This is a genomic window from uncultured Nitratireductor sp., from assembly GCF_913053745.1.
Taxonomy (GTDB): Bacteria; Pseudomonadota; Alphaproteobacteria; order Rhizobiales; family Rhizobiaceae; genus Nitratireductor.
Map to the genome: position 1 here is coordinate 32,631 of NZ_CAJXGF010000011.1, position 17,756 is coordinate 50,386.

A 17,756-nucleotide genomic window follows, 5' to 3' on the forward strand; every position below is an offset into this window, starting at 1 on the left:
CTTGCCCAGAGCCAAAGAAACCCGTAGCAATCGTCCGATGCCGACCGCAACCCGATTCAAGCACCTCTCATGACACATCCGGTTTTCCGGTTTGCCCCGAGCCCGAACGGCCAACTTCATCTCGGCCATGCCTATTCCGCGCTTTTGAACCGCCAGTTGGCGCGGGAGGCGGAGGGTCGGTTCCTGTTGCGCATGGAAGACATCGACGTCACTCGCTGCACGCGGGAGCTGGAACGTGGCGTTCTGTACGATCTCACCTGGTTGGGTCTGGACTGGGAAGAGCCGGTTCGACGCCAATCGGATCATTTCGATGATTATCGTGCCGCCCTGGAGCGGCTTATCGACGCCGATCTCGTTTATCCCGGTTTCATGAGCCGCGGCGAGGTGCGCGCACGCATCGCCGACCATGAATCGGGGGGCGAATTCTGGCCGCGCGATCCGGATGGCGCACCTGTGTACCCCGGTGATGATCGCTATCTGAGTGCTACGGAGCGAGAGACGCGGATGGCCGAAGGTGCGCCCTTTGCCTGGCGGCTCGATATGTCGGCTGCCGTCGCGCATGTAGGGCGCGCACTCTCCTGGGATGAGACGGGGCAGGGACCGGAGGGGGGAACGGGGCCTGTAGCGGCGGAGCCTGAACGATGGGGCGATGTGGTGATTGCCCGCAGGGAGATCCCTGCAAGCTATCACCTTTCTGTGGTGGTGGACGATGCGCTGCAGAGCGTGACGCATGTTGTGCGTGGGCGCGATCTCTTCCACGCTACGGCCGTGCATCGTCTGCTACAGGAGCTTTTGGGCCTGCCGGTACCGTATTATCATCATCACGATCTGGTGTTGGACGACGACGGTCGCAAGCTTTCCAAGAGTCGCGGCGATACAAGCCTTGCAGCCTTGCGCAACAGTGGCGCGACACCTGGCGATATTGCGCGGATGATCGGGCTTTCTAGCTCAGGCGCCTGAAAAGCGCTTTTGCCATGACGAGAACGAGAAACGCGGCGAAAGCACCACCGAGCCCGGCAGTTGCGCCTTCGATTAGGCTTGTGAACCGAATACCGCGTTGATTAACCAGATAGATTGTGCCGAAAAACGCCACGGTTATGATCGTGGCGTTTCCCATGGCGCCAAATCCGTCGTCACGCATCGCGGCATTGAGGCCGAGCGAGAGGATATACGCGATCATCGTGACGGCAACGAGCGCGAAGATCAGCCAACTTGTGTCCAGTTTCATCAGCATTGGCGCATCCCCGGCGGTAGAACGGATCACATTCATTGATCCTACAATGGAAATGTTTCGCTTTCCTTGCCGGGGGTGTGGCTGATAAAGCCGCGGTTGAAACCCGCGCCACCGCATCCAGGGATACATTCGATGAAAGATATCACAAGGGCGATCCCGGCCTTGTTCGTCCTTCTCTGGGCGACAGGTTTCATTGGTGCGCGCTATGCCATGCCATGGGCGGAGCCCTTTACGTTCCTTTGGGTCCGCTTTGCCCTGACCTTTGCCGTTCTGCTGATGATCGTGCCGCTGGTGAAAGCGAAGTCCATCGGCCCGCGCAATGCTTTGCACGCCGCGATTGCGGGCGTTTTGATGCACGGCGTTTATTTAGGCGGTGTTTTCTGGGCGGTTCGCAACGGCTTGCCGGCAGGGTTTGCCGGTCTCATCGTCGGGCTTCAGCCGATGCTGACTGCCGTTATTGCGGGCTTGTTCCTCGGTGAAAAAGTGACCCGGAAGCACTGGCTGGGTCTTGTGGTCGGACTCGTTGGCGTCGTGACCGTGCTTTCACCGAAATTCGGCACCGTAAGCGGCGGGGTGACGGTCGCGACCATCGGCGCGTCCATCATTGCAGTGGTCGCAATGAGCGTGGGCACGGTCTGGCAGAAGCGCTTCGTGGCAACCGCCGATCTGGTTACCGTAACGCTTTATCAGTATGTCGGCGGTTGGGCGGTAACGTTCTTCGTGTCGTTGATGCTCGAGACTTGGCGGTTCGAGCTGAACGGGGAACTGATCTTTGCTATGGCCTGGCTGGTTTTCGTTCTGTCCATAGGGGCGATCTTCCTGCTTATGATCCTTATTCGGGAAGGCGAGGTGGCGCGCGTGGCCTCGCTGTTCTACCTCGTACCGGCGGTGACCGCGCTGATGGCGTGGGTGCTTTTTGACGAGACGCTGACCCCGGTGCAACTCGTTGGTATGGCGATCACGACGTTCGGCGTGGCGCTGGCGACGCGGCGCGCATCGCGTCATCCGGTTCCGGCAACGGCGCGTGCCTCTCGGTAGCGTTTGATGGAGGCGTTCAGCTCCCCGCCTAGGATGAACACGGCCGAGATGATGTAGAGAAACACCACTGCGATCATAATCGAGGCGAGGCCGGCATAGGTGCTCGCATAATTGCTGAAACGGCCGAGATAGGTTGCGAAAAGGCTTGATCCGATAAATGAGCCGAGCACGGTGAAGGTGACGCCGGGCAGCACGTCCCAAAGGTTGCGCCGGCCGGCCGGCAGCCACAGATGCACCGAAATGAGCGCAAGGACGAGCACCGTCAATGCGATGACGTAGCGCCAGAACGTGATGGTGCCGACATAGGGGGCGATCCATTCGAGATTGTTTGCGGCGATGCGCAGTGCCACTGGCGCGATGACGAGCAACAGGCTGATGGCGAGAAATCCGAGCGTCGCGACGAGCACGAAGAACAGGCTTTGCGCACGCAGGCGAAAGATGGAGCGCCGTTCACTGACGCGATAGGCCCGGTTTAGCGAAAGCCGCAATGCCTCTACGCCGTTCGAGGCGAAGACACCCGCCAGAACGACACCGACTGTGAGGACATCGCTGCGCCGCACGCCGAGCACATTGTGAACTTCCTGCGCGATCGGCTCGGCGACTTCTTTCGGCCAGGTGTCGAAAATGAGATCGACGGCTTGTTGCGAAAAGGCATCCGCGCCGAGAAAACTCGCCAATGCGGTGGCGAAGATCAGGAACGGAAAAAGGGCCATGAGTGCCGAAATGGCGACATGGCTGGCCATCGCCCAGCCGTCATCGGTGTTGAAGTGACCGAGCGCATCGCCGACAATGCGTCTGGTGGCTTTCAATCCGCGCACGGCAATTCCTTTCGTGGTTCTCGACGCTGCTTCTTGTTGTTTCACTTCGGCCAATATGTGAAACCGTGACACTTATAGACAAGTGCTGACGGGAATTTCATGGGCACGGACCGCACGATTCTGATCACCGGTGCATCATCCGGCATCGGCGCCTGGTGCGCCAAAGCACTGCGTAAGGACGGTTGGCGGGTCTTTGCAACGGTGCGCCGAACGGAGGATCGTCAGTCGCTCGAAAAGGAGGGGATAGAGCCCTTCTATCTCGACTACGCCGAGCCCGAATCGATTGCCACCCTTGTCGATGACGTCATGAACCGAACCGGCGGTTCCCTGGATGCGCTGTTCAACAATGGCGCCTATGCACAAGCAGGCGCGGTCGAGGATCTGCCGGTGGATGCATTGCGCCATCAATTCGAGGTGAATGTCTTTGGCTGGCACGATCTTACGCAACGCATTGTCCCGGTGATGCGGAGGCAGGGGCATGGCCGGATTGTGCATTGCTCATCGATACTCGGGCTCGTTCCCATCAAATTCCGCGGTGCCTATGCTGCGTCGAAACATGCTCTGGAGGGGCTCATGCTTTGCCAGAGAGCAGAGCTCGAAGGCTCGGGCGTTCATGTTTCGCTGATCGAGCCGGGCCCGATCGCCTCGAAAATGGCCAGCAACGGGTTGCCCTGGTTCGAACGTTACATCGACCATGAGAATTCCGTTCACCGGAAAGCGTATGAGGCGCAGCTTGCGCGTTTGCGGCAAGGCGGTGTGAAGTCGCGTTTCAAACTCGGACCGGACGCCGTCTATGTCCGGCTTTCCCACGCACTCCTTTCTCCGCGCCCGAAACCGCACTATGTGATAACCACACCGGCGCGTATCGGTGTCGCATTGAAACGGCTCCTTCCCTCGCGCATGCTGTATCGCTTCCTGTCCAATCAGGGCTGAACCCGAGAAGAAAGCCGTCATGTCCACAGTCTTTAACATTCTCTCCATCCTCGTGATGATGGCGGTCGTGATCGTCCTCATTCGCGGCCTCATGAACATGATGCGCGGGGGCTCGGCCAACACGTCGAACAAACTTATGCAGGCGCGGGTTGTGCTCCAGGCTGTCGCCATCGTCTTTGTTGTGCTCGCGCTTTACTATGCGCGCTCCAAGGGCGGTTGAGGCGTTTCATGGTCAAGCTGAACAAAATTTACACTCGCACGGGCGATGACGGGACCACGGGTCTCGGCTCGCGCACGCGTCGCTTGAAGAGCGATCTCAGGGTCGCCTCCTATGGCACCGTGGACGAGGCGAACGCCTGTATCGGTATGGCGCGTATTCATCTGGCCGACACGCAGCCAGCAATTGATGCGATGCTTGCGCGCATCCAGAACGACCTGTTCGATCTCGGGGCGGACCTCGCCACGCCCGACACGGGTGAAGCGCTGGAATATGAGCCATTGCGCATCATTCAGAGCCAGGTGGATCGGCTGGAGTCCGATATCGATGCGCTGAACGCCAATCTCGCTCCGCTGCGCTCCTTCGTTTTGCCTGGCGGAAAACCGGCGGCCGCGGCGCTGCATCTTGCCCGCACCGTTTCGCGACGGGCCGAGCGTTTGATGGTGGAGCTCAGGACCGTTGAGGGCGAGACCGTAAGCGATGCGGCCATGCGCTACATCAATCGTGTCTCGGATTTTCTGTTCGTTGCTTCGCGCGCTGTAAATGACAATGGCGCGCTCGACGTGCTATGGGTGCCGGGGCAGAACCGCTGACGCATTAGGGCCGGAATCGGGGCCCGCAACGAGGGCTCCGATGTTCATACCGCTGCACGATGCCAACAGCCTGCGCCATATCAAACGACAATATGTCACGCTGACGATTATCGCGGTCAACATCCTGGCCTATCTGGTGACGGCGGTTGGCGGTACGGATTTCGCGTTCGCAGCCGCCCTGGGGCTTGGTTATATCCCTTCCGTTTCCAACGACCTGGCGGTATTGCCGCCGGAGCTCGATCTGGTTCCCGAACCGCTCACCTACATTACCTACTCCTTCCTGCATGGCGACCTGATGCATCTTGGCGGCAACATGCTGTTTCTCTGGGTGTTCGGCGACAATGTGGAGGATGCGCTCGGGCATTTCCGCTATCTTGTTTTCTATCTCGCCTGCGCTGTCGCAGGTGCCTATATGCATGGTTTCATTGCACCGGATTCCAACGCGCCGCTGATCGGTGCATCCGGTTCCATTGCAGGCATCGTCGCCGCCTATCTGATCCTACATCCACGGGTGAAGATTTGGGTGCTGGCGTTTGCGCGCATCCCGCTGCGCATACCCGCCTTCATTCTTCTCGCCTTATGGATCGGCTTTCAGTTTCTGATGCTGTTGATCGACACCGAAAACCAGGTTTCCTGGGCCGCACATGCAGGCGGTATCCTTGCGGGCGCCGTGCTCGTGTTGGTGCTTAGGCGTGGCGACGTTCCGCTGTTCGACCGGCGGCTTGAAAAACCACGCGCCGTCGAGCTCGAAAAACCGGATATGGCGCGGCCGTTGGAAACGGAACAGCCACGCTGGGGGCGACAATAGCGCATTGCAACATATTGACGTGAACGTCAGGCCTCTCTACGGTCCCGCCAACTTCGGGGACGAGCCGCAACGAGGGGAGGAGTGTCTCATTTTCCTTGCATATGTCGGCATTCGGCTACCCGGCGGGTCCATCTGCTGATATTCAGCACCAGAACCGAAATCCACCATGGAAGGTGATTGCGCATGAAAGTCCTTGTTCCGGTAAAGCGGGTCATCGACGCCAATGTGAAGCCCCGCGTGAAGGCGGATGGCTCGGGTGTCGAGCTGACGAACGTCAAGATGGCTATGAACCCGTTTTGTGAAATCGCGGTCGAAGAAGCGATCCGCATGAAAGAAGCCGGCAAGGTGGAAGAAATCGTCGCTGTGTCGATCGGCCCGGAGAAGGCCCAGGAGACATTGCGTACCGCCCTCGCAATGGGCGCTGACCGCGCCATTCTGGTCAAAACCGACGACGCTGTTGAGCCACTCGACGTCGCCAAGATTCTCAAGGGTGTCGCCGAAGAAGAAAACCCCGAGATCGTTATTCTGGGCAAGCAGGCCATCGACGACGATTCCAACCAGACCGGCCAGATGCTGGCCGCGCTCCTTGGCTGGAGCCAGGGCACGTTCGCGTCCGATGTGGAAATTTCCGACGGCAAGGCCAAGGTCACCCGCGAAGTGGATGGCGGTCTTCAGGTGGTCGAACTCAAACTGCCGGCCATCGTTACCACGGATCTGCGTCTGAACGAACCGCGCTACGCTTCACTGCCGAACATCATGAAGGCTAAGAAAAAACCGCTCGATGCCAAGACGCCGGGTGATTACGGCGTCGAAGTCAAGGCCCGCCTCAAGGTGCTGAAAACCGAGGAGCCGGCCGGTCGCAAGGCAGGTATCAAAGTGGGTTCCGTCGCCGAACTGGTCGACAAGCTCAAGAACGAAGCCGGCGTGCTTTAAGCGGAAGGGAGAAACAAGATGGCCATTCTTCTGATTGCCGAACACGACAATGAAACCCTTTCCGATCAGACTGCCAAGGCGCTCTCCGCGGCGAGCCAGATCGGCTCTGACGTGGATGTTCTGATCGCCGGCAAAGGCGCAAAGGCTGTGGCCGAGGCCGCATCGAAACTCTCTGGCGTGCGCAAGGTTTTGCTGGCCGAGAGCGATGCGCTCGCCGAACGCCTGGCCGAGCCGCTCTCCGACCTTGTGGTTTCGCTGGCAGACGGTTACGACACCTTTGTCGCCCCCGCCACGACCACAGGTAAGAACGTGATGCCGCGCGTTGCAGCGCTGCTCGACGTGATGCAGGTGTCCGACATTGTCGAGGTGGTTGACGCCAAGACGTTCAAGCGTCCGATCTACGCCGGCAACGCCATCCAGACGGTCGAGGCGACGGATAGCAAGCACGTGATTACCGTCCGCACCGCTTCGTTCCAGGGGGCCGGCGAAGGCGGTTCTGCTTCGGTGGACAGTGTCGATGCACCTGCCGATTCCGGTCTGTCGACTTTCGTCGAAAACCGCATCGCCGAGAGCGATCGTCCGGAGCTGACATCGGCCAAGATCATCATTTCCGGTGGTCGCGCGCTCGGCTCGGAAGAAAAGTTCAAAGAGGTTATCCTGCCGGTGGCCGATAAGCTGGGCGCCGCCGTGGGCGCTTCGCGCGCAGCGGTCGATGCGGGCTATGCTCCGAACGACTGGCAGGTGGGACAGACGGGTAAGGTGGTTGCGCCCGATCTTTACATCGCCTGCGGCATCTCTGGTGCTATCCAGCACCTGGCGGGTATGAAGGATTCCAAGGTGATCGTTGCGATCAACAAGGATGAAGAGGCTCCGATCTTCCAGGTTGCCGATTACGGCCTGGTCGCGGACCTTTTCGACGTGCTGCCGGAGCTCGAAAAGGCGCTTTGAGCCGATAATCAGAACACCGGAATCTCAGGCAACAGCCCCGCTTTCGAGCGGGGCTTTTTTTGTCCGGAATGAAGAGCCCGGGTGGCCGCGTGCGGATGCGAAGGATTTTGGGCGCGGGGGTAGACGTCATTGCGCGGCGCATCTAGTTTGCAGCGCAACAATAGTGACGAAGGGTGCGTGGTGCGCCTCACGGGGTTTTCGACATGACTGGAAAGATTGAGAAAGTGGGTGTGATCGGTGCGGGTCAGATGGGCAGCGGTATCGCTCATGTCGCCGCGCTGGCAGGCTATAATGTAAAACTCTACGATCTTTCCGCGGAGCGGATCGAAGCGGGCATCGCGACCATTTCCGGCAACATGGCGCGACAGGTTTCCTCTGGCAAGCTGGAAGACAAGGTTCGCCAGGATGCACTGGCATGCATTGCGCCGGCCACAACCATGGAGGCGCTCGCCGACATGGATCTGGTGATTGAAGCGGCCACCGAAGACGAGACGGTCAAGCGCAAGATTTTCGCGCAGCTTTGCCCCGTCCTCAACCCCGAGGCCATTGTCGCCACCAACACCTCCTCCATTTCCATCACGCGCCTTGCAGCACAGACCGATCGGGCCGAACGCTTCATCGGCATTCATTTCATGAACCCGGTTCCCGTGATGAAGCTGGTGGAACTGGTCCGCGGCATTGCTACGGAAGACGATACGTTCGAGAAGGCGCGCGGCTTCGTTGAAACTCTCGACAAGACCATTACGGTGGCCGAAGATTTCCCGGCCTTCATCGTCAACCGCATCCTTCTGCCGATGATCAACGAGGCGATCTACACGCTCTATGAGGGCGTGGGTACGGTGGAAGCCATCGACACGGCCATGAAACTGGGTGCCAACCACCCGATGGGACCGCTACAGCTTGCCGATTTTATCGGCCTCGACACCTGTCTGTCGATCATGCAGGTGCTCTATGAGGGGCTGGCCGATTCCAAATACCGTCCTTGCCCATTGCTCGTGAAATATGTCGAGGCGGGTTGGCTCGGCCGCAAAACCGGCCGTGGCTTCTACGATTATCGCGGCGAGACGCCGGTGCCGACGCGTTAGCCCGCCGAATTATTCGGCGGCCTGTCGGGCCTGTCGCTGCGGTGTTCGACGCCGCGCGGCGGGCTTTTTTCGTTTATGCTGGGCCGCGGTTGCAGAGATTTCGTCCATGGGGAAAGCGTCCACCGCGATCACCTTTTCGACGGCTTGCTGTGCTTCGCGAAGCTGTGTGAACTCTCCGTCGCTGATGAGGTCCATATCGTGTGCTTCCTGCGCGTCGCTAATCTCCTTGGCGCGCATTTTCTTTTCGATTGGCGCCGCATCGACGACGAGACGGAACGCGCGTTCGAGGTCCTTGAGCGGATGTGTGTCATGCCCCTGGCCGAGATAAAGGTCGGGCGTCAGTCGATCCCGCTGCTCCGAGGGTTTCATGAGGATTTCGGCCAATTGTGTGGCGAGCTTGTCGGATGGGGCTGGCCTGGCCACGCCTGCAGGGAAGGCGATCAGTCGAACCAGCCAGGCTGCCGGACGCGCCGGCAGGTTGTCCAGAACGCCTCGGAACGCGACGCTCAGGCGCGCCTCGCCCTCTAGCATGAGATAGTCGACAATCGGCTTATCCTCGGCAAACCGCCCCTCGCTCTCATAGCGTTTGAGGACAGCGCCCAGCAGATAAAGCTCGGCCAGAATATCGCCCAGCCGTGCCGAGATCATCTCTTTGCGTTTGAGTGATCCGCCAAGCGTCAACAACGCAAAATCGGACAGGAGTGCAAAGGCGGCGGAATAGCGCGAGAGTTTCTTCCAGTGATGCGGCATCGCGGCGTTGTCGGGCGCGGGGCCGATCAATCCGCCGCTCCAACCGCGGACGAAGGCACGGCCAGCCGTTTTGAAGGCATGGCCGACATGCTTCCAGAAGGTCTGGTCAAAACGATCGAGCCCCTCTTCCCGGTCTTCGTTCGAAAGCGCGAGAAGTTCCTCCAGCATATAAGGATGGGAGCGGATCGCGCCTTGCCCGTAAATCATCAGGTTGCGGGTCAGGATGTTGGCACCCTCGACGGTGATGCCCACCGGCACCGCACGATAAGCCGCGCCCATGTAATTGTTCGGACCGTCGATGATGGCCTTGCCGCCATGAATGTCCATGGCGTGTTCCACCGAACGGCGCATCCGCTCCGTGGCGTGGTATTTCATGATGGCCGAAACGACGGACGGCTTGTGTCCCTCGTCGAGCGCGGCAAGCGTGACCCGCCGCGCTGCGTCGACCAGATAGGCGTTGCCGCAGAGCTCAGCAAGGGGCTCCTGGATGCCTTCGAACAAGCCGATGGGCACGTTGAACTGGGTGCGCACCCTTGCATAGGCGCCTGTGGCACGCGCACACATGGCTGCGGATGCGGCGGATTGCGAGGGAAGCGATATGCTGCGGCCGGCGGCGAGTGCCGTCATGAGCATGGTCCAACCCTGTCCGATTTGCTCCTCGCCGCCGAGAATGTGATCGAGCGGCACGAACACATCGTCCCCGTAAAGCGGACCGTTCTGGAAGAATGTGAACTGTGGAATGTGCCGGTCGCCGTGGCGCACGCCCTTGGTGTCGGTCGGCAGAAGCGCAACGGTGATGCCCAGATCCTCGCCCCGACCGAGATGGTTTTCGGGATCCTGCATCTTGAAGGCGAGACCCATGACGGAGGCGACGGGGCCGAGCGTGATATAGCGTTTGTGAAAGTTGAGACGCAGGCCGAGGACCTTCTTGCCTTTCCAGGTGCCGTATTCCACGACGCCCGTGTCTGTCATGGCGGCGGCGTCGGAGCCCGCATGGGGGGAGGTTAGGCCAAAACAGGGAATTTCGCGCCCGTCGGCCAGGCGCGGCAACCAGTATTTACGCTGTGCGTCCGTGCCGAAATGCATGAGCAATTCACCGGGCCCGAGCGAATTGGGCACCATCACAGTCACACCGGCGACGATGCTGGCGGAGGAGAGTGTGCGCACCACTTCCGAATGGGCGGTGTTGGAGAAACCGAGTCCGCCGAACTCCTTTGGAATGATCATGCCGAAGAATTTGTTCTTGCGCATGAAGTCCCAAACGGCGGGCGACAGATCCCGGTCTTGCCAGTTTAGTGTCCAGTCCTCCACCATAGAGCACAACTCGCGAACCGGTCCATCCATGAACGCTTGCTCGTCCTGGGACAGACGCGCCGGGGGCATCGCCAGAAGCTGTTCCCAATCGGGATTCCCTGTAAAGAGTTCACCGTCCCACCAAACCGTTCCTGCGTCGATCGCCTCCCGCTCCGTCTCCGAAATCGGGGGCATGATCTTACGCGCCCAGTTGAAGATGGGCTTCGAAACGTGGTCACGGCGAAAGGTTTTGAAACGCATGGCCGGCCTCCAGTTTTGCGCCAATATATCAGGCTTGCCTGTGTGAGGCGAACGGGTGGTGCGGCGGGATGGTTCCGCCCTTCATTTTTAGCCGCGCAGACGATTGCGTAAAATACGCAGGCGATTGCGCACACGCCGTGCAAGACCGAGTTGTGCGGCTGCCTTCCGCACATGGCGGTCTGCGTCCGGGGTGAGCCCGACGACCATGGTGCCAAGGGGGCGACGTTCTGTCCACAGTCGGCTCATCACGGGATGATCGGGCACGGCACATGAATCCGTCATCATGATATTCGGATCGTCAAGATGCGTTTTTGTCACCTCGATCATCAGAAGTGTGCCTGGCGAGTAACCCGCAAAGCCTTCGTCATAAGCTGTTTTCCATGTGTAAGCCGTGCCGTTCTCGATGAAGACGATCAGGCAGGCGATCACCGTATCGTCGAGAGTCAGCATGTGGATGCGGCACATATCCCGTTCGCATAGGCGGTGAACCGCCTCGCGGGCGAACGCAGCGCGATACCGGTCGATGGCCATGGCCGACCGTTCGCGCCCCTTCCATCCGGAGGCCTCAAGTGTGAGAAACGCCTCGATGCCGTGCCGTACTTCGTCCGGATGGCGGGCGATCTTGTATTCAAGACTGCCCAATTCTTCGAGCCGGCGTTTCAGCCGGCGGAATTCGCGATAGTGATGTGAGCGCAGCGAATCGCGCAGATAGGTGTTGCCGTCGAGTGCGCTCTCAAGCGTTGGACGTTCGACACGATTGGTGATCTGAAAGGGCAGATTGCGGGCGTCTACCACCGTGCGCAGGATCGCGGCGAACGCGCCGTCGAGGCCCACATCTGGGAGGACAAAGACCTTCGGATGATCGAGATGCGGTCGTGCCAGCATGGTGAAGAAATCCTCGATCACGCCGGCCGGGTCGTCATAGTCGACAAGCGGTGTACCGAGTGGGCCGAAAGGATTTGACCATGTGCGCAGCACTGGAACGCTGAATGGTAAGAGCGGGCGTTCGATGGTGAAGGGCACCAGAAGCCGAAGGCGGTTGCGCTCTTCGGTGCCGTCGCGAATCACCGCGAGCCTTACCTCCCGGTCTTCGAGCCGCGGCATGGCCGGGGCCAGAAATCGCGGATTGAAGAAGATGTTCGTCTCGATGGAGCGTGCTGCCAGATAATCAAGTTCATCGACCAGTTCGAAGCCGGCCGATGCCGGATAGATGGCAAGTTTCCGTTCGCTCTGCTGTGCTGCGAGCAAAGCGAGATGTTCCGGGTCGAGTTTCCGTGTAGCGTCGGCGGTGTGGTCGCTTGTCGCGCCGGGTGTGCCGGTGCTCGATTCTTCCAGGAGAGGGGGAATGCTCAAGAGCTCGTCTCCTTTCTGGCGCGCGGGAGAAACACCAACATGCGGATCCCAAGTTTCCGCCAGGCGGTGAACGAGAGGGCTGCAGCCTCGAATAGAATCGCGAGTCCCGTGGCAATGGCCGCACCCCAGAGACCGTAAAGCGGGATCAGCAGCATGTTGAGCCCCACATTGATGCCGAGTGTGAAAGCGTAGATTCCGGCGCAGACTTTCTGGTAGCCGCTCATGGTAAGCAGGCTTTCGGCTGGTCCGACGGCAGCACGGGCGACCACGCAAGAGACGAGCAGGAAGAGTAGCGGATAGCCGGCGGTAAAGCCGCTGCCGAAGAGCATCAGCATTGGCCTGCCGACAATGAGCACGACGAGTCCCATCGCCAGCGATGGCCAGAAAGTCCAGGTCACGGTCTCGGCGGCGAATGTGGCCAGCCCCTTTTCGTCGCCACCATGCATATAGGCTGAATAGCGTTGTGCAACGCTGGCCTTTACCGCGAAATACACAAAATGAACGAGGGCCAGCGTTTTTACAGTGGCGAAATAGACGGCGACGTCGGTGGGCGCCATGTAGCGACCGACCATGAGGACGTCGGCGTTGGTGAGCAGGAAATAGAAGCTTTCGACGAGAAAGATCGGCAGGGAAACGCCCACCCAGTGCTTCATCATGAAGCGCGGCTTGCCTGGCGGGGTGTTGCGTTTCACCCGCGTCGTGATGCTGAAGAACTGCACCAGCGTGGTGACATAAGTGGCGAGGATGGCTGTGACGATTGCTGTCTTTGCGTCGGGGGCATAGCCGGACAAAACGGCCACCGCCATAAAAAGAAGGATCAGGAGAGGGCGAATGAAATAAGCTGGGATGAGAGCCCAGATAACCCAAGCATTGGCTCGCGAAACACCCTGTAGTAGATCGCTTAGCGCGAGCATCGGCAGGCAGATCAGACCGAGATAGAATGGGACCACATAGTAGGATTCGATGAACGGTTCCAAATAACGCAGCCCAAGAAGACCGGCGAGCATGAACAGGGTCGAGGTGGCGAGCACGAACAAACGTCCGGCAACGTTGACCCCGCGCAGCTCTGCAAAGGCCTGTTTGGTACGATATTCGGGAATGAAGCGGATGATGGCTGTATGGAAACCAAGGCACGAAATGTTGCCCAGGATAATCATCGTCACCCAGACCAGTACATAGATGCCGTATTCGAAACTGCCCATCCAGCGCGCCAGAAAGACCTGGCTGAAGAAGGCGATGACGGCGTTCACGATCCGAATGGCAAAGGCGATAAGGGCATTGCGGCCGGCTTCGCTGCGCGCGTCGCGCGCGGAAACAAGGCCGTCGATTCTGGCGAGCCATGGACGTATGCGGGCCGAGAGCCGCTCCGGCAGCAAACGTTCACCGGTCCCCGTGGCTGAAAAGCGCACCCGCCAAACTCCGTTTCAAATTACCCAGACTGGGGTTTAGCGCAAACTGCTTAAGAAAAAGAAAGGGCCCGATCCGCCACCGTTCCGGCCGGCGCATGTAGAAAAGGCCGGGCAAGAACCCGGCCTTCCTGATCTCCATATTCTCCGGCTTTGGCCGCTAAAGCCTAGGCGAACGCCCCGTGGCAATGTTTGTATTTCTTACCCGAACCACAGGGACAAGCTTCGTTGCGGCCCACTTTGCCCCAGGTCGCGGGATCGTTCGGATCGCGCTCTGCCGCAGGCACCGCGCCGCTGGCTTCGCTGCGGGTTAGGGTCATCGTGTCGCCAGCGAATTCGTCTTCTCCCGTCGATCCATCGACGTGATGGGCCTGCATGTCCGGAGTTTCGGGTGGCGGCGCATCCGCGGCTTCGCGGACCAGCTCCACCCGCATAAGCTGCGAGGTAACCACCTGGCGCAGATTGCTGAGCATGGACTGGAAAAGTTCGAAGGCCTCGGTCTTGTACTCGTTCAGCGGGTCGCGCTGGGCATAGCCGCGGAAGCCGACGACGGAGCGCAGGTGGTCGAGATTGACCAGGTGCTCCTGCCACAGGCTGTCGAGCGTCTGCAAGAGAATAGACTTCTCCACATAGGTCATGATCTCGGGACCGAAACGCTCTGCGCGGTCCTTGGCGGCAGCTTCTGTCGCCTCGCTGATGCGCTCGCGAATATCGTCTTCCGCAATGCCTTCTTCCTGCGCCCATTCCTCGATGGGCAGATCCAGGTTCAGCGAAGTCTGCACGGCTTCGCGCAGTTCCTGTGTCTCCCACTGTTCGGCATAGGCTTTCTCGGGGATGTGGCGCGCGACCAGATCGTCGACTGTGTCCTGCCGCATCTCGGCGACGGTCTCAGAGAGATTCTCGCCATCCATGAGTTCGAGGCGCTGCTCGAAGACCACCTTGCGCTGGTCGTTCATCACATCGTCGAATTTCAGCAGGTTCTTGCGGATATCGAAATTGCGCGCCTCGACTTTTTTCTGCGCCTTTTCCAGTGCCTTGTTGATCCAGGGATGGACGATCGCCTCGTCTTCCTTGAGGCCGAGTTTTTGCAGCATCCCGTCCATGCGGTCGGATCCGAAGATGCGCATCAGGTCGTCCTGCAGCGACAGGTAGAATTTGGAGCGGCCCGGATCGCCCTGACGCCCGGAACGGCCGCGAAGCTGGTTGTCGATCCGGCGGCTTTCATGGCGCTCCGTGGCCAGAACGTAGAGCCCACCGGCAGACAGGGCTTGTTCCTTGAGCTTTTTCACATCCTCACGGATGGCCTGTTCTTTGGTATCGCGCTCGGCCCCCGCTTCCATCTCGCCAAGCTCTTCAGCGATCCGCATGTCCGGGTTGCCGCCGAGCTGGATGTCGGTGCCGCGACCGGCCATGTTGGTGGCGATCGTAATGGCGCCGGGTTTGCCTGCCTGGGCGACGATAAAGGCCTCGCGTTCATGATGGCGCGCGTTGAGAACCTCGAAACCCTTCACGCCTTCCTGGCGCAGGCGTTCGGCCAGGAACTCGGACTTTTCGATGGAGGTGGTGCCGACGAGGATTGGCTGTCCCTTGGCGCTGGCGTCTTTGATTTCGCTGACGATCGCCTTGTATTTCTCTTCCACTGTCCGGTAGACTTCGTCGTCCTCGTCGAGGCGCTGAATAGGCAGGTTGGTCGGGATCTCGATAACCTCGAGACCGTAAATGTTGCCGAACTCCTCCGCTTCCGTGGATGCCGTGCCTGTCATGCCGGCCAGCTTGTCGTACATGCGGAAATAGTTCTGGAAGGTGATCGAGGCGAGCGTCTGGTTCTCGGGCTGGATCGCCACATGCTCCTTGGCCTCAAGAGATTGGTGCAGACCTTCGGAGAAGCGTCGGCCCGGCATCATGCGGCCGGTGAATTCGTCGATGATGACGATCTCGCCATTGCGGACGATGTAGTCCTTGTCACGTTGGAAGAGCTTGTGCGCTTTCAATGCGTTGTTCAGGTGATGAACGATGGCGACGTTCTCGATGTCGTAAAGCGAATCGCCTTTGAACAGATCCGCTTCACGCAGCATGTTCTCCATCTTTTCCGTGCCTTCCTCGGTGAAGGTCGCGGTGCGTTGCTTTTCGTCGATCTCGTAGTCGTCTTCCGCCAGGTGCGGAATGAAGGTGTCGATCTTGTTGTAAAGATCGGAGCGGTCGTCCAGTGGACCGGAAATAATAAGTGGCGTGCGCGCTTCATCGATCAGGATCGAGTCGACCTCGTCGACGATGGCGTAGGAATGTCCGCGCTGCACCATCTGGTCGCGCTCGTACTTCATGTTGTCGCGCAGATAATCGAAGCCGAGTTCGTTGTTGGTCCCGTAGGTCACGTCGCAGGCATAGGCCGCGCGGCGCTCCTCGTCCGACATGCCATGCACGATAACGCCTGTCGTCAAACCGAGAAAACCGTAGAGTTTGGACATCCACTCGGAATCGCGCGTGGCCAGATAATCGTTCACCGTCACCACATGCACGCCCTTGCCGGACAAAGCATTGAGATAGACGGGAAGGGTTGCCACCAAGGTCTTGCCTTCGCCGGTTTTCATCTCGGCAATGCACCCGTCGTGCAGCACCATGCCGCCGATGAGCTGCACATCGAAGGGGCGCATGCCAAGCGCGCGGCGGGAAGCCTCACGCGCCACCGCGAAGGCGGGAATCAGAATGTCGTCGAGCGATTTTCCTTCGGCAAGTTCCTTTCGGAACGCTTCCGTTTTACCGCGCAATGCCTCGTCGGACAGAGCCTTCATTTCGTCTTCAAGCGCGTTGATCGCGGAGACGCGCGGGTGAAAACCCTTGACGCGGCGATCGTTCGAGGAGCCGAAAACCTTGCGGGCGAGACCGCCGAGACTGACCATCCAGTGGTCCTTTCACTTCCTGACAGACGGCATGTGCGGAGCAGGGATCGAACCCCACTCGTGCCGAGCGAGAGCAATTATATAACAATTAGCGTCCGGAAAACGGTTCTGGACGCAGGACAACAGGACAGATAAGAGGGGCCAAGAGTGATGTCAACGCCGTGTTAAACATGCGCTCTTGCGCAAAATTCCGCCATATTCATGGGCGGTTTGGGCAAATTCTGAATCACGAACGGAGAGTTTCATGCTGAAATCGTTTCGCCGTTTCCTGGCCGTTCAGGTTGGGGCCGGTCTGACGCTGGCCGCCGTGGGCTTCATGCCCGCGCACGCTGCCGATGCCGATGTCGTCGCCACTGTCAACGGTATGGAGATTACGGAAGGCGATTTGGCGGTCGCCGGCGCCGAATATGGCGCGCAGTTCGGCAATCTGCCGGAACCGCAGCGCCGGGCAGCTTTGCTTTCGGCGCTGATCGAAATTCGCCTTCTTGCTGCCGAGGCCGAGGAAAAGGGGCTAGCCGAGGGCGAGGAATTTGAAAAACGGCTCGCGTTTTTGCGCGAGCAGGCCCTGCATGCGGCGTTCATCGAGAAAGTGGTCGATGGCGCTGTCACAGAGGACGAGGTGCGCGCCAGCTACGACAAGCAGATCGCCGATGCGCCTGCGGTCAACGAAGTGCACGCGCGTCATATCCTGGTGAAGACCAAGGAAGAAGCCGAGACGGTTATCCAGCAGCTCGAAGAAGGCGGCAATTTCCAAGAAATCGCCAAGGAGAAATCGACCGACGGTGCCGCCGCCAATGGCGGTGATCTTGGTTATTTCACTTCCGGCCAGATGGTGCCGGAGTTCGAGAAGGTGGCCTTTGAACTCAATCCGGGCGAGTATTCCAAGGAGCCGGTGGAGACGCAGTTCGGTTTCCACGTCATCAAGGTGGAAGATAAGCGCGCCAAACAGCCGCCGGCATTCGATGCGGTGAAAGATCGGGTGCGCTCCATGCTGGTGCGCGAGAAATACGTCGAGGAGGTTTCCGCTTTGCGCGATTCTGCCGAGGTTGATGTGAAGGATCCCGCGCTCAAGGAGTTCATCGACGGAATAGAGAAGCAGCGTGAAGGCGCTGCACCGGAAGGCGGTGAAGCTGCCGAACCGGCGAAAACCGAATAGAACTCGAATATCGTGTGATCTGGAAGCGGCGGG

At 59.5% G+C, this 17,756-nt stretch carries 16 protein-coding genes; 10 read left to right on the forward strand and 6 right to left on the reverse strand.

Translation table 11 applies throughout. The features are described 5' to 3' along the window. Positions 1-69 precede the first annotated feature (69 nt). Positions 70-960 carry a tRNA glutamyl-Q(34) synthetase GluQRS gene (gluQRS, locus tag QZ638_RS03415; protein WP_295806871.1) on the forward strand — a complete coding sequence of 297 codons (891 nt, stop codon included), beginning with the start codon at positions 70-72 and terminating at the stop codon, positions 958-960. Here the strand turns inward: gluQRS and QZ638_RS03420 are convergent. After that, positions 944-1,234: a hypothetical protein gene (locus QZ638_RS03420; protein ID WP_295806873.1), complete on the reverse strand. Its 291-nt coding sequence runs from the start codon at positions 1,232-1,234 to the stop codon at positions 944-946. The genes gluQRS and QZ638_RS03420 overlap by 17 nt on opposite strands. Before the next feature lie 132 nt (positions 1,235-1,366). Between QZ638_RS03420 and QZ638_RS03425 the strand changes: the two genes are divergently transcribed. Beyond that, entirely contained in the window at positions 1,367-2,272 is a 906-nt protein-coding gene (locus QZ638_RS03425) for a DMT family transporter (RefSeq protein ID WP_295806876.1), read from the forward strand. Here QZ638_RS03425 and QZ638_RS03430 read toward each other — a convergent pair. Further along, entirely contained in the window at positions 2,236-3,090 is an 855-nt protein-coding gene (locus QZ638_RS03430; RefSeq protein ID WP_295806879.1) for a YihY/virulence factor BrkB family protein, read from the reverse strand. The two genes, QZ638_RS03425 and QZ638_RS03430, sit on opposite strands and share 37 nt — an antisense overlap. Positions 3,091-3,189: 99 nt before the next feature. On the opposite strand from QZ638_RS03430, the gene QZ638_RS03435 reads away from it, so the two are divergent. The 7 genes from QZ638_RS03435 (at position 3,190) to QZ638_RS03465 (ending at position 8,607) form a co-directional block, all read left to right on the forward strand. Next, the gene (locus tag QZ638_RS03435; protein WP_295806882.1) at positions 3,190-4,023 is read left to right on the forward strand and encodes an SDR family oxidoreductase; all 834 of its coding nucleotides are present in this window, start codon (positions 3,190-3,192) and stop codon (positions 4,021-4,023) included. 19 nt (positions 4,024-4,042) lie between these two features. Beyond that, the gene (locus QZ638_RS03440; RefSeq protein WP_223021638.1) at positions 4,043-4,243 is read left to right on the forward strand and encodes a twin transmembrane helix small protein; all 201 of its coding nucleotides are present in this window, start codon (positions 4,043-4,045) and stop codon (positions 4,241-4,243) included. Positions 4,244-4,251: 8 nt separating this feature from the next. Then, complete coding sequence (locus QZ638_RS03445; RefSeq protein WP_295806889.1) at positions 4,252-4,833, forward strand: cob(I)yrinic acid a,c-diamide adenosyltransferase; 582 nt, start codon at positions 4,252-4,254, stop codon at positions 4,831-4,833. Positions 4,834-4,873: 40 nt separating this feature from the next. Further along, complete coding sequence (locus QZ638_RS03450) at positions 4,874-5,641, forward strand: rhomboid family intramembrane serine protease (protein ID WP_295806891.1); 768 nt, start codon at positions 4,874-4,876, stop codon at positions 5,639-5,641. 183 nt (positions 5,642-5,824) lie between these two features. Next, a complete protein-coding gene (locus tag QZ638_RS03455) occupies positions 5,825-6,574 on the forward strand; it encodes an electron transfer flavoprotein subunit beta/FixA family protein (RefSeq protein WP_295806893.1) in 750 nt (249 codons plus the stop codon). Positions 6,575-6,592: 18 nt separating this feature from the next. Continuing rightward, positions 6,593-7,522 carry an electron transfer flavoprotein subunit alpha/FixB family protein gene (locus QZ638_RS03460; RefSeq protein ID WP_295806895.1) on the forward strand — a complete coding sequence of 310 codons (930 nt, stop codon included), beginning with the start codon at positions 6,593-6,595 and terminating at the stop codon, positions 7,520-7,522. A gap of 203 nt (positions 7,523-7,725) precedes the next feature. Continuing rightward, positions 7,726-8,607, forward strand: coding sequence for a 3-hydroxybutyryl-CoA dehydrogenase (locus tag QZ638_RS03465; RefSeq protein WP_295806897.1), 882 nt, complete (start codon positions 7,726-7,728; stop codon positions 8,605-8,607). A gap of 9 nt (positions 8,608-8,616) precedes the next feature. On the opposite strand, the gene QZ638_RS03470 is transcribed toward QZ638_RS03465, so the two are convergent. The 4 genes from QZ638_RS03470 to secA all read right to left on the reverse strand — a co-directional run bounded on the left by QZ638_RS03470 (position 8,617) and on the right by secA (position 16,567). After that, positions 8,617-10,911, reverse strand: a complete 2,295-nt coding sequence (locus tag QZ638_RS03470) for an acyl-CoA dehydrogenase (protein WP_295806899.1) — start codon at positions 10,909-10,911, stop codon at positions 8,617-8,619. Between the two features lie 87 nt (positions 10,912-10,998). After that, complete coding sequence (locus QZ638_RS03475; protein WP_295806902.1) at positions 10,999-12,264, reverse strand: GNAT family N-acetyltransferase; 1,266 nt, start codon at positions 12,262-12,264, stop codon at positions 10,999-11,001. After that, positions 12,261-13,673 carry a lipopolysaccharide biosynthesis protein gene (locus tag QZ638_RS03480; RefSeq protein WP_295806903.1) on the reverse strand — a complete coding sequence of 471 codons (1,413 nt, stop codon included), beginning with the start codon at positions 13,671-13,673 and terminating at the stop codon, positions 12,261-12,263. The genes QZ638_RS03475 and QZ638_RS03480 overlap by 4 nt, the downstream gene beginning before the upstream one ends. A 164-nt stretch (positions 13,674-13,837) precedes the next feature. Beyond that, positions 13,838-16,567: a preprotein translocase subunit SecA gene (secA, locus tag QZ638_RS03485; protein ID WP_295806906.1), complete on the reverse strand. Its 2,730-nt coding sequence runs from the start codon at positions 16,565-16,567 to the stop codon at positions 13,838-13,840. Positions 16,568-16,811: 244 nt separating this feature from the next. On the opposite strand from secA, the gene QZ638_RS03490 reads away from it, so the two are divergent. Beyond that, complete coding sequence (locus QZ638_RS03490; RefSeq protein ID WP_295806909.1) at positions 16,812-17,723, forward strand: peptidylprolyl isomerase; 912 nt, start codon at positions 16,812-16,814, stop codon at positions 17,721-17,723. Positions 17,724-17,756: the final 33 nt, after the last annotated feature.